Origin of the sequence: Staphylococcus warneri (assembly GCF_900636385.1) — a bacterium.
GTDB lineage: Bacteria > Bacillota > Bacilli > Staphylococcales > Staphylococcaceae > Staphylococcus > Staphylococcus warneri.
The window spans coordinates 1,683,474-1,696,337 of the sequence record NZ_LR134269.1 but is presented as its reverse complement, the minus strand read 5'-3'; the positions used below and the strand labels follow the sequence as shown (position 1 = coordinate 1,696,337).

Here is a 12,864-nt window from a genome sequence, read left to right as displayed (position 1 = left end):
ATAATAGTTATATATGGAAAATGAAGTGCGTACTGAAATAGAATGTGTTAACAATCAAATGATAGACAATACAATTGACAAATAAAATGTGTTTCCAAATGCAATTCCCTAGTTTATATTAAAAGGTGATTGTTATTTCATAAAATTTAAACTCATGATATGATTAAAATTGTATATCAAATGGAGTGAAGAGAGATGAATTTAGTTCCTAGAGTAAGCCTCGTCGTTTACTTAAAACACATTAAACACGAGAGACAAATTAGAAAATATGGTCACATCGTTCATTCTAATAGACAACGTAAGTACGTTATTATGTATGTTAATGAGAATGAAGCGGATGATGTTGTAAATAAATTAATGAAATTAAAATATGTAAGACATATCGATGGATCCCCTTATCGATTTTTAAAGAAAACTTATGAAAAAGAAAAACACGAAGTTTTATAACTCGTGTTTAAGATGACGTATTTTATTGTAATGGTGGAATCCATCGTTGTAGTCGTAACACGCTAATTAAATAATTAAAATACAAGTCATTGTCATGAAATGCTTCAGGTGGTTGAACGTCTATGCCTAAGACTGGAATATCATAGGCTTCTGCCTTGTTGTTAATCATTTCAAACTTTTTATTGCTATCAGGATAAGGATATTTTACTGCGTTCATCATCATGTACATTGCTTGAAAATAATTACCTTCAGTTGGTTGCATGACAATAGCGACAGATGATAATTGTTTTTCAGTTTGCGGTGAATGGAAATAAATAATTTTATCAATGCGTGAATGGTTATAGTCGATAAGTGTAGTAAATTCAAACAAATCTGTTAACCCTTCACCCAAGACAATAAATGATTGTTTCATATGTTAAATCAATCTCCTTTTAAGTCAAATTATATTAAATTACATAGTGAAATGGAAGTGTGAATGAAATGCGTGTGATAGCAGGAATACATAAAAGTAAAGCGCTAGAAAGCTTAGAGGGTCGCAATACTAGACCGACTATGGATAAAGTCAAAGAAGGCATCTTTAATAGTTTACATGAAGTATCAGGGCTTGGTTTAGATTTGTTTGCCGGTAGTGGTGCCCTTGGTATTGAAGCCTTATCTCGAGGAATGGATAAGGTCATTTTCGTAGATCAGAACTTTAAAGCGGTTAAAGTGATCAAATCAAATCTAAAACAACTCGATTTAATATCACAATCAGAAGTTTATAAAAATAATGCAGATCGAGCTTTGAAAGCCTTAGCTAAGAGAGAAATACAATTCGATTATATTTTTCTAGATCCACCATATAATAAAGGTTTAATCGATGAAGCATTAAAAAGCATTGCGGAGTTTAATTTACTAAAAGAAAATGGTATTATCATTTGTGAGTTTAGTAATGATGAACATATTCAAAGCGCACCGTTTAAAGAAATAAAAAGATATCATTATGGTTTGACAGATACTTTGTTATTAGAAAAAGGAGAATAATATGAATAAGACGAAAGCAGTCATTCCCGGAAGTTTCGATCCAATTACATATGGTCATTTAGATATTATTGAAAGAAGTGCAGATCGTTTTGACGAAATACATGTTTGTGTTTTAAAAAATAGTAGTAAGGGTGGCACTTTCAATTTAGACGAACGAATGGATTTAATAAGAGGCTCAGTAGCACATTTATCCAATGTAGAAGTTCACCATTATAATGGTTTGTTAGTAGATTTTTGTAAACAAGTTGGTGCTAAAACAATTATCCGAGGTTTAAGAGCGGTAAGTGATTTTGAATATGAACTACGTTTAACATCTATGAATAAAAAGTTGAACAGTGATATCGAAACCATGTATATGATGACTAGTACGAATTATTCATTTATTAGCTCGAGTATAGTAAAAGAAGTAGCAGCATACAAAGCTGACATTTCAGAATTTGTACCACCTAATGTAGCTAAAGCCTTAAAAGAAAAATATCATATATAATAAAAAATGTACTGTTATATAATGCGAATCACATTATGTAACAGTACATTTTTTAAGATTTGATAACTGGTGTATTAAAATCATCATCGAATTGCTGGCTTATTAGATTATAGATATGCGTTGCTTTAATTTCAATTGGGAAATAAGTGGAAGATGATTGGTTGATATTCGTAATAAAATGTCGTTCTGGAAAATGTCGTTTTAGATATTTTAAATATGCCCGACCATTTTCATTCATACCTAATATTCTAGCAGCAAAGATATCATGGTTAATATCGCTTTGTTGAATATTAAGTAATATATTCATTAATACGCGTTGAATATGTGTATAAGTGTATCGTTTCGTTTTGACTTTAGATAATAAATCTTTAAATGAGTGTGCATCCTTAATCATAGAGATTAATCGATTTTCCAAACCTTCACTCATAGTATATATGGTTTGAAGTGTTGAAATACGCTGTGTTAATAACTGATGTTTGATATACGGAAAGGCGTGCTCAACAGTTGTAAATTGCGAGTGATATAGTGACTTAATTTCTTCTGGAACAACGTTTTCCCAATCAGAATGATGATGAATGATAGATTGGCGTATGGATGATCCGCTAGCAAATTGTTGATGTTGAATCGTTTGCTCACGATGTTGTGCAGTATCGCGATGAATAGTGATAGCTTCTATTTGAGGTGCGAATTGCAGAATCCCTTTTAAATATCCAATACTTAGAATATTATTTGGTGATTGTAAAATATCATTTGTAGATTGTTGTTGGATTAATTCGTTAATGATCCTAGGATAACTCTTACCTTCTTTTAATTTTGATTTAAAGGCATCACTGTTTTCCAAATCAAGAACCTGTCGTGTAGCTTCTTTTAAGTCGTTAATATTGCCATGCTCGCTTCCAAATGAGATGGTATTAATATCTAAATAATCAGCTAATTTAATTGCCATTTCACCAAAGTAATCACCTGATGAAAGACTGGCGATGGTTGGAAGTTCAACGACTAAATCTACTGCTGATAGGGCCATTTGTGTACGAATAAATTTATTAAATAAAGCCGGTTCACCTCGCATGACAAAATTGCCACTCATAAGGGCAATAGAAACATCCGCTTGTGATTGTAATTTGGATTGTTGTGCATGATATAAATGCCCGTTATGGAATGGATTATATTCAGATATAATGCCAACACTTTTCATTTGCAATTCGTCCTTTCAGAATTCATTATATGTATTGTAACAGAAGTATGTATGTTAAGAAAAAATCTTGACATATTATACTGAGAAAGTTAAAATAAATTTTGTGCTTGTTAGAGGTGAAGCCATATGAAATGGTCAATAACACAATTAAGAAAATATCAAGGTAAACCATTTGAGTTTAATCAAACGGTGAATTTTGAACATTTAAAAGAATCATTAGATCTTATCGATCTTTCTGAAATCAATGTTGAAGGACAATTAACTGTTAAATCAAACGAAGTGATTGCAGATATGCATATCACTGGTACATATACGATGCCATGTGCACGTACATTAGTACCAGTAGAAGTACCGCTAGATGTCGAAACTTCTGAAGTGTTTGATTTAGAAGGCAGTGATTATTATACTGACGAAGAAGAGCAGGATGAACATTATCATTCAGCAACTGACGGTATGATTAACATTAAAGATATTGTTGAAGATTTTGTAATTATCGAGAAACCGATGAGAGCATATTCAGACAATAGCAATCAAATGTTAACTGAAGGCAATGGTTGGGAAGTGATTGATGAAGATGAATTCGAGGAACTTGTAAAAGAACAAGACCAAGAAGATGATGATTCAGACAGAAAGCAAGTTGATCCAAGGCTTCAGAAATTACAACAATTATACGATAAAGACCAATAGCAGTTTAATTAATGATATAATATTGTTAAATAAACTGATATCATTTAATGATGTGTTTAATTTTAAGGAGGATAAATCATGGCAGTACCTAAAAGAAGAACGTCTAAAACAAGAAAAAACAAACGTCGTACTCATTTCAAAATTTCAGTACCTGGTATGACTGAATGCCCAAGTTGTGGCGAATACAAATTATCTCACCGTGTTTGTAAAAACTGTGGTTCTTACAATGGTGAAGAAATCGTATCTAAATAATTTTAGATATCAATAAATATCCTAATTGGAATAGTCATTTCAATTAGGATATTTTTTATTATCATATATTTAAATAGGACAAAATATTGAAGTAACTTTTTCTATAAATTACGTAAAAATATCGATGGTTTGCTTTCGTTATTTAAAAAAGTAGCGCAATCCTATACAATTATATTGAAGAAGAAATCATCACATTGGAGATTAGATATATGGAACAAATTACGTCTGCACAGAATAATAAAATTAAAAATGCGAATAAATTGAAGAAAAAGAAAGATCGAGATAAAACAGGTTTAGCACTTATTGAAGGTGTACATTTAATAGAAGAAGCTTATCAAAGTGGCTTAGTGATTGAACAATTATTCGTTGTTGATCCAAGTAGAACGGATAGTAGCTTAATTGAGTATGCAAATGAAACATTTGAAATCAATTTAAAGGTAGCTGAATCATTATCTGGAACAGTAACACCTCAAGGTTTTTTTGCTGTCATTAAGAAACCGGACTATGATATAACGACTGCGAAACAGGTTTTATTAATTGATAGAATACAAGATCCAGGTAATCTGGGTACTTTAATTCGTACAGCAGATGCTGCAGGTATTGACCTGATTGTAATGGAAAAGGGAACAGCAGATCCTTATCAAGATAAAGTGTTACGTGCTAGTCAAGGTAGTGTATTTCATATTCCAGTTATATCAGAATCATTACAGTCATACATTAATACCTTTAATGGTCCTGTTTATGGCACTGCATTAGATAACGCAGTAAGTTTTAAAGAGGTTGAAGCACAAGAGACATTTGCATTGATTCTTGGCAATGAAGGTGAAGGTGTAGATCCTGCATTATTAGAACATACTACGCAAAATATAACGATTCCAATATATGGACAAGCTGAAAGCTTAAATGTAGCCATTGCGGGTAGTATCTTGTTATATCAACTCAAAGGATAAATTTTAGATACTAAATAATCATTCTTATTTTTTCATAATGCGCTATGATGTGATTGTAGGTTGACCCTATATATCTAAATCGTCTATAATGAATGATGAATTCATAACAATAAATATTAACTTATATAAAAGTGAATCAATAGCCTATAAAAAGACTTAAATTAATGTATAAAGTTGTATAAGGGAGAATAATCGTGACTGAAAATTATTCCAACTTTGGTTAGTTTTTTTCATCTTTTTGGCTACTTAAAGAGATTTAAGTCGGAGTACGTCTTCGTTAGCAACGTATACAAGTGTATGCATAAGCATAAATTTGGGTGGTACCACGGAAGGCTTTCGTCCCAGTTAATGGACGAGAGTCTTTTTTATTTGTTGGAGTGAGATAAAAGAAAGATGACTGAGATATATATTAATGTCTGAGTATAAAAACATGTACTGGCAACTAAGGAGGAAGTTAAAATGACTCAAAATGATTATATGAGTGAATTAAAACAACAAGCATTAGTTGATATTAATGCTGCAAATGATGAAAAAGCATTACAAGATGTCAAAGTAAAATATTTAGGTAAAAAAGGTTCGGTAAGTAGTTTAATGAAAAATATGAAAGACTTACCTAATGAAGAAAAGCCAGCGTACGGACAAAAGGTGAATGAATTAAGACAAACGATTCAACAAGAACTAGATGAAAGACAAACGATTTTAGCCAATGAAAAGTTAAATCAACAACTTGCAGAAGAAACAATTGATGTGACATTACCTAGTCGCCAAATAGAAATAGGCTCAAAACATCCATTGACACGTACAATTGAAGAGATAGAAGATTTATTCTTGGGCTTAGGTTATGAAATTGTTGATGGTTATGAAGTAGAACAGGATCATTATAATTTTGAGGCATTAAACTTACCTAAATCACATCCTGCACGTGATATGCAAGATAGTTTTTATATTACTGAAGAGACTTTAATGAGAACACATACGTCTCCAGTACAAGCACGTACGTTGGAACAACGTAATGGACAAGGTCCAGTGAAAATTATTTGTCCAGGTAAAGTATATCGTCGTGATTCAGATGATGCGACGCATAGTCATCAATTTACACAAATTGAAGGTTTAGTTGTAGATAAAAATATTAAGATGAGTGATTTAAAAGGTACATTAGAATTATTAGCTAAAGAATTGTTCGGTGCAGATAGAGAAATTCGTCTACGTCCAAGTTATTTCCCATTCACTGAACCATCTGTAGAAGTGGATGTTTCATGCTTTAAATGTAAAGGCCAAGGTTGTAATGTGTGTAAACATACCGGTTGGATTGAGATTTTAGGTGCAGGAATGGTGCATCCTAACGTATTAACAATGGCAGGATTTGATGCTGATGAATACTCTGGATTCGCGTTTGGTATGGGACCTGACCGTATCGCTATGTTGAAGTACGGTATTGAAGATATTCGACACTTCTATACAAACGATGTGCGATTCTTAGATCAATTTAAGGCTGTAGAAGATAGAGGTGAAGCGTAATGTTAATTTCAAATGAATGGTTAAAAGATTATGTTGACGTAGAACAAGATGTTCAAGATTTAGCTGAACGTATTACACGTACTGGTATTGAGGTAGATGATTTAGTAGATTTAACAAAAGATATTAAAAATTTAGTGGTAGGCCATGTTATATCTAAAGCATCACATCCTGACGCTGACAAATTAAATATTTGCCAAGTCGATATTGGTGAGGAAACGCCTGTACAAATCGTTTGTGGTGCACCCAATGTTGATGAAGGACAATATGTCATTGTTGCTAAAGTGGGTGGCAGATTACCTGGTGGAATTAAAATTAAACGAGCTAAATTACGTGGTGAACGCTCTGAAGGTATGATTTGTTCATTACAAGAAATTGGTATTTCAAGTAATGTCGTACCTAAAGCGTTTGAAAATGGTATTTTCGTATTCCCTGAAAAAATAACGCCGGGTACAAATGCATTGGATGCATTGTACTTAAATGATCAAATTATGGAATTTGATTTAACACCAAACCGTGCAGACGCGCTAAGTATGGTCGGTACAGCTTATGAAGTTGCAGCACTATACGACACACAAATGACTAAGCCAGAAACAAATAGTAATGAAGAGGCTAACTCTGCAATGGAAGAATTACAAGTGACAGTAAAAAATAGCGATAAAGTTCCTTATTATAGTGCTAGAATCGTTAAAAATGTCACTATTGAACCATCACCAATATGGATGCAAGCACGTTTAATGAAAGCTGGTATCAGACCAATCAATAACGTTGTAGATATTTCTAACTATGTGTTATTAGAATATGGACAACCGTTACACATGTTTGATCAAGATCAAATTGGTTCAAATCATATTGAAGTTCGTCAAGCACATCAAGATGAAAAAATGACAACTTTAGACGATCAAGAAAGATCATTACTTGAGTCAGATATTGTTATTACTAACGGACAATCTCCAATTGCACTTGGTGGCGTGATGGGAGGCGACTTCTCAGAGGTTAGCGACAATACAACAAATGTTGTTGTAGAAGGCGCAATTTTTGATTCAGCATCAATTCGTCATACCTCAAGACGATTAAATTTACGTAGCGAAGCGTCAAGTCGATTTGAAAAAGGTATTGCTACAGAATTTGTTAACGAAGCAGTTGACCGCGCATGTTATTTATTAGAAACATATGCATCAGGTCGTGTGCTTAAAGATCGCGTAGCTCAAGGGGATTTAGGCTCGTTCATTACACCAATTCAAATTACAACAGATAAAATTAATCGTACGATTGGATTTAATTTATCTACTGAAGCAATTAAAAATATCTTTGAACAATTAGGATTTGAAACTGAAAGTAAACAGGATGAGCTTACTGTTTATGTACCATCAAGACGTAAAGATATTTCTATCAAAGAAGACTTGATTGAAGAAGTTGCTCGTATTTATGGTTATGATGAAATTCCATCAACTTTACCTGTATTTGAAGATGTTACTAATGGTGCATTAACTGATCGTCAGCATAAAACACGTACAGTTAAAGAAACAATTGAAGGTGCGGGTTTAAACCAAGCAATCACATATTCACTTGTATCAAAATCACATGCGAAAGATTTTGCATTACAAGATAGACCAACTATCGAGTTATTAATGCCAATGAGCGAGGCACATTCAACGTTACGCCAAAGTTTATTACCACATTTGATTGAAGCAGCTGCGTATAATGTTGCGCGTAAAAATCAAGATGTTAAATTATACGAAATTGGTCGTGTCTTCTTCGGTAATGCTGAAGGTGAATTGCCTGATGAAGTAGAATATTTAAGTGGTATTATGACAGGTGATTATGTAGTAAATCAGTGGCAAGGTAAGAAAGAAAAAGTGGATTTCTATTTAGCTAAAGGTGTCATAGAACGCGTAGCACAAAAACTTAACTTAAATTTTGAATATCGTGCTACAGAAATCAATGGTTTACATCCAGGAAGAACAGCGTTGGTATCTTTAAACGGTAAAGATATAGGTTTCATCGGAGAATTGCATCCTACAGTAGCTGCTGATAACGATTTAAAACGCACATATGTCTTTGAATTGAATTATGAAGAAATGATGAATGTATCAGTAGGTTATATCAATTACCAACCAATTCCTAAATATCCTGGTGTATCTCGTGATATTGCTTTAGAAGTTGAACATGATGTACCAGCATCTGAATTATTAAATACGATTCATCAAAATGGAGCTGATATTCTTCAAGATACGCTTGTGTTTGATGTATATGAAGGTGAGCATTTAGAAGAAGGTAAAAAATCAGTTGCCATCAGATTATATTATTTAAATACTGAAAATACTTTAACAGATGAACGTGTAACGAAAGTACATGACCAAATCATTGAAGCACTTAAAGCAAAAGGTGCAACAATTAGATAATTAAAAATAAAAGTAATAGGCAAGTTCTATTGTGGATACAGTAGAACTTGCCTTTTTGTGTATAGTAATTATTGATATTTTTTATTTACTAATATTTGTGCTTTCTCTCTATTTTTAAAATGTTTTTTTGAAATAGAATCGAGTTGCTCGACACCTAATTTTCAATGATTTTTGCAGCGAATAAATCGACTTTATTGCTAGCACCTTTAGGTACATCCATTTTTATTGATTTAGACATTTGATCCATATGTTTAACAAATGCATATCTAGAGATAATACTCGCAGCTGCGATAGCTAATGACTTAGATTCACCCTTCGTTTCAAACTTTGTTTTATTAGGGAAAGGTAAATCGGACAAGGCATAACGTTGATAAACACCACGTTCCGCAAATTGATCTATTACAATATAATCTAATGATGGCGCATCAATTTTTTGAACAACATTCGCAATTGCTTGATTATGTAAGACAGCTTTCATTTTTACTTGTGACCAACCTGCACGTTGACGCTCATTATATTTGACGTTATCAAGAGTGAGCAAGGAATGTGGTATGAACGTTACAAGTTGTTCGGCAAGTTCGACGATTTTAGCGTCGGTTAACTTTTTAGAATCATCTACACCTAATTCCTTCAAAATCTTGACGTGATCCTTTGTGACATATGCCGCACATACTGTGAGTGGACCAAAATAATCGCCACTACCAGCTTCATCGCTTCCAATACAGTTATATTGATTATATTTAATTGAAGAAGTTGTTTTTTTAGAAGTTGAAGCTGCTGATTTTGGTGTTGAGCTACTTTTTTCAGGGAGTAATTGCTGTGCAACTATTTCGGCATTTTTTCCTTGAAACATGACTTTTCCAGAATTGTAAATATTAATCACAGCGTTATTATGTTTTGCTCGTGCTTTCATACCTTGAGGTAATTGGGATGTATCAAATTTAATCTTGGACATTAATGATTGAATCTCAGTTGCTGTTAATTTATGGACAACGTTTGCCATATAGTGTTAGACCTCTCTTTGCTAGAATCTTTTCATAATAATCAAATGATATCATAACATTAATAACCTTAGAATGATGACGGAAGGAAAAATAATAATTACTTGATAGGCTCATACTCTCTTGATAAATAGAAAGTTATTCTTTATCATCTCACTACTTACAAAATAAAGGTGACTCATGTATAATGTTTAATGATAAGTAAATGTATAAAACCAAACATTAATATTATGTTATGTTCAAAATAATATAGAAACATGATTTTGGTTAAATTAAATAAAGATACGGAATAATTTAATTAAAAGTCAGGAGATATCGATATGGGTGAGTTTAAGAATAGGATAAATGTTACAATCAATGATCAACATTTCACAATAATCGGCGATGATAGCCCGGAACATATAAGACATGTTGCACATTTAGTGGATGAGAAAATGAAAGAATTAGGACGAAAATCTGCAGGTTTAGACACTACTAGAAAAGCGATTTTAACAGCAGTGAACGTGATGCATGACAAAGTGAGCTTAGAAGAAGAAAATCGTCGATTACAACACGAATTAGATCAGATTAAACAACGAGAAGATTAAATGCTATTAGATATCGTTGTACTAATGATATTATGCTATGTTTCAATTGTTGGATTTCGACGGGGATTATGGCTTTCGAGCATACATGCTATAAGTACGTTTGCATCGTTATGGATTGCACAACAATTTTATCGAGAGATTGCGCAGCGATTAATTGTATTTTTACCATTTCCAAAGACTGTCGCATTTGATACACAATATGCCATTCATTTTAATCACCTACAGTATCGTTTTGAATCAATGATTGCTTTTATTGTGATTGCAATAAGCTGTAAGTTGATTTTATATCTAATCATCGTCACATTTGATAATATAGTGGCATATCAACCTTTAAATATCATAAGCCGCGTTTTAGGTATTGTTTTAAGCCTATTCATTGATGTGATAATCATACAAATATTTACCTATATAATCGCGTTATATCCCAATGCAATGTTACAAGGTCAATTAGGACATTCATTACTTGCCAAACAAATTTTATTGCATACACCTTATGTTTCACAAATGATTTTAAATTTATAAAGAAAATGATATTGAGGTCAGGACAGACAATTTGAAAAAATGAGCTATGTCCTGGTCTTCTTTTTATGGAGAGATGTATATGACTAAAAAAGATGTGATTCAATTACTAGAAAAGATTGCTACCTATATGGAATTAAAAGGGGAAAATACTTTTAAAGTGTCAGCATACCGAAAAGCGGCACAGAGTATAGAAGTTGACGAAAGACCATTAGATGAAATAGAAGATGTAACAGAACTTAAAGGTATCGGTAAAGGTGTAGGTGATGTGATTAATGAATATAGACAAAATGGTCAGTCTACAGCTTTAGAAGACTTACAAAAAGAGGTGCCAGAAGGATTAGTACCTTTATTGAAAATACAAGGTTTAGGTAGTAAGAAAATTGCTAAATTATATAAAGAATTAAATATTACTGATAAAACATCGTTACAAGAGGCGTGTGAAACAGGAAAAGTTAGTGAATTAAGTGGCTTTGCGAAAAAAACTGAACAAAATATTTTAGAAGCAGTCAAAGCGTTAGGTGCTAAGAAAGAAAGTTATCCGATTGATCAAATGAGAGGGCTCAATCATCAAATCATTGAATATATTAGTCGGCTAGATGACATAGATCAATATGCTTCAGCAGGTAGCTTTAGAAGATATAAAGAACAAAGTAAAGATTTGGATTTTATTATTAGTACAAATCACCCAGAAAAAGTTCAGCAACAATTATTGGATATTCCAAATAAAGTTAAAGATGTAGCAATTGGGTCAACCAAAGTATCGTTAGAATTAGAGTATGACGATGAAACAATCGGTGTTGATTTTAGATTAATCGAACCTGTAGCTTTTTATCACACATTACAACATTTCACAGGTTCAAAAGATCATAATATTCGTATTAGACAATTAGCAAAAGCACAAGATGAAAAAGTGAGTGAATATGGCATTGAAAAAGCCAATGGAGAATTGCTTCAATTCAATAGCGAGGCGGAGATTTATGAACATTTCGGTGTATCATGGATTGAACCTTCAATGCGTGAAGATGGCAGTGAATTTGATAAAGATTTAAGTCAGATTATTCAACTCGATGATATTAAAGGTGACCTTCACATGCATACAACTTATAGTGATGGTGCATTTTCTATTAGAGATATGGTTGAGGCTAATATTGCTAAAGGCTATGAATTTATGGTGATTACAGACCATTCACAAAGTCTAAGAGTAGCCAATGGTTTACAAGTTGAACGCTTACTTCGCCAAAATGAAGAAATTAAGCAATTAAATAAAGAATATGATGAGATTGATATATACTCTGGCATTGAAATGGATATATTACCGGATGGTTCTTTAGATTATGATGATGAGATATTGGCACAACTAGATTATGTTATTGCAGCCATTCACCAAAGTTTTAATCAATCAGAAGCGGAAATTATGCAACGTTTAGAAAATGCTTGTCATAATCCATATGTGCGTCATATCGCTCATCCAACAGGTCGTATCATTGGGCGACGTCCTGGTTATGAGCCTAATATAGAAAAATTAGCTCAATTGGCTGAAGAAACAAATACTATCTTAGAAATCAACGCCAATCCTAAACGTTTAGACTTAAATGCACAAACCGTACGCCAATATCCAAATGTAAAGTTAACTATTAACACAGATGCGCATCATGTTGATCATTTAGAGTTTATGAAATATGGTGTTGCTACTGCTCAAAAAGGATTTGTAACTAAAGATCGTGTGATTAATACGATGTCTAGAGAAGCATTTAAATCATTTATCAATGATAATAAAAAATTGAAGAAATAGA

The 12,864-nt window shown here is 32.6% G+C and carries 13 protein-coding genes and 1 pseudogene; 11 read left to right on the top strand and 3 right to left on the bottom strand.

Annotated features, from left to right (window positions below):
* Positions 1-195 precede the first annotated feature (195 nt).
* Positions 196-447: a DUF2129 domain-containing protein gene (locus EL082_RS08290; RefSeq protein WP_002450661.1), complete on the top strand. Its 252-nt coding sequence runs from the start codon at positions 196-198 to the stop codon at positions 445-447.
* 22 nt (positions 448-469) lie between these two features.
* On the opposite strand, the gene EL082_RS08285 is transcribed toward EL082_RS08290, so the two are convergent.
* Complete coding sequence (locus tag EL082_RS08285) at positions 470-859, bottom strand: DUF7147 family protein (RefSeq protein ID WP_002450660.1); 390 nt, start codon at positions 857-859, stop codon at positions 470-472.
* 68 nt (positions 860-927) lie between these two features.
* Here EL082_RS08285 and rsmD point away from each other — a divergent pair, with 68 nt between their 5' ends.
* Positions 928-1,470, top strand: a complete 543-nt coding sequence (rsmD, locus tag EL082_RS08280) for a 16S rRNA (guanine(966)-N(2))-methyltransferase RsmD (RefSeq protein WP_002466531.1) — start codon at positions 928-930, stop codon at positions 1,468-1,470.
* Position 1,471: 1 nt separating this feature from the next.
* Complete coding sequence (gene coaD / locus EL082_RS08275; protein WP_015365179.1) at positions 1,472-1,957, top strand: pantetheine-phosphate adenylyltransferase; 486 nt, start codon at positions 1,472-1,474, stop codon at positions 1,955-1,957.
* A gap of 52 nt (positions 1,958-2,009) precedes the next feature.
* Here coaD and EL082_RS08270 read toward each other — a convergent pair whose 3' ends face one another.
* Positions 2,010-3,152: a nucleotidyltransferase gene (locus EL082_RS08270; RefSeq protein WP_002466527.1), complete on the bottom strand. Its 1,143-nt coding sequence runs from the start codon at positions 3,150-3,152 to the stop codon at positions 2,010-2,012.
* Between the two features lie 126 nt (positions 3,153-3,278).
* Here EL082_RS08270 and EL082_RS08265 point away from each other — a divergent pair, with 126 nt between their 5' ends.
* The 5 genes from EL082_RS08265 to pheT all read left to right on the top strand — a co-directional run bounded on the left by EL082_RS08265 (position 3,279) and on the right by pheT (position 8,961).
* Positions 3,279-3,839, top strand: coding sequence for a YceD family protein (locus tag EL082_RS08265; protein WP_002466530.1), 561 nt, complete (start codon positions 3,279-3,281; stop codon positions 3,837-3,839).
* A 78-nt stretch (positions 3,840-3,917) separates the two neighbouring features.
* Entirely contained in the window at positions 3,918-4,091 is a 174-nt protein-coding gene (rpmF, locus tag EL082_RS08260) for a 50S ribosomal protein L32 (protein ID WP_002442221.1), read from the top strand.
* A 209-nt stretch (positions 4,092-4,300) separates the two neighbouring features.
* Positions 4,301-5,041 carry a TrmH family RNA methyltransferase gene (locus tag EL082_RS08255; RefSeq protein ID WP_002466529.1) on the top strand — a complete coding sequence of 247 codons (741 nt, stop codon included), beginning with the start codon at positions 4,301-4,303 and terminating at the stop codon, positions 5,039-5,041.
* A 459-nt stretch (positions 5,042-5,500) separates the two neighbouring features.
* Positions 5,501-6,559, top strand: a complete 1,059-nt coding sequence (gene pheS / locus EL082_RS08250) for a phenylalanine--tRNA ligase subunit alpha (RefSeq protein WP_015365177.1) — start codon at positions 5,501-5,503, stop codon at positions 6,557-6,559.
* Positions 6,559-8,961 (top strand): phenylalanine--tRNA ligase subunit beta, encoded by a 2,403-nt coding sequence (gene pheT, locus EL082_RS08245; protein WP_015365176.1) that lies wholly within the window; start codon positions 6,559-6,561, stop codon positions 8,959-8,961. The genes pheS and pheT overlap by 1 nt, the downstream gene beginning before the upstream one ends.
* A 68-nt stretch (positions 8,962-9,029) precedes the next feature.
* Here the strand turns inward: pheT and rnhC are convergent.
* Positions 9,030-9,964: pseudogene (gene rnhC / locus EL082_RS08240) on the bottom strand (ribonuclease HIII).
* Between the two features lie 318 nt (positions 9,965-10,282).
* Between rnhC and zapA the strand changes: the two are divergent.
* From zapA to polX, 3 genes are all read left to right on the top strand, one after another.
* Complete coding sequence (gene zapA, locus EL082_RS08235) at positions 10,283-10,549, top strand: cell division protein ZapA (protein ID WP_002450651.1); 267 nt, start codon at positions 10,283-10,285, stop codon at positions 10,547-10,549.
* Positions 10,550-11,071 carry a CvpA family protein gene (locus tag EL082_RS08230; RefSeq protein WP_103286270.1) on the top strand — a complete coding sequence of 174 codons (522 nt, stop codon included), beginning with the start codon at positions 10,550-10,552 and terminating at the stop codon, positions 11,069-11,071.
* 79 nt (positions 11,072-11,150) lie between these two features.
* Positions 11,151-12,863, top strand: a complete 1,713-nt coding sequence (gene polX, locus EL082_RS08225; protein ID WP_015365174.1) for a DNA polymerase/3'-5' exonuclease PolX — start codon at positions 11,151-11,153, stop codon at positions 12,861-12,863.
* Position 12,864 lies beyond the last annotated feature (1 nt).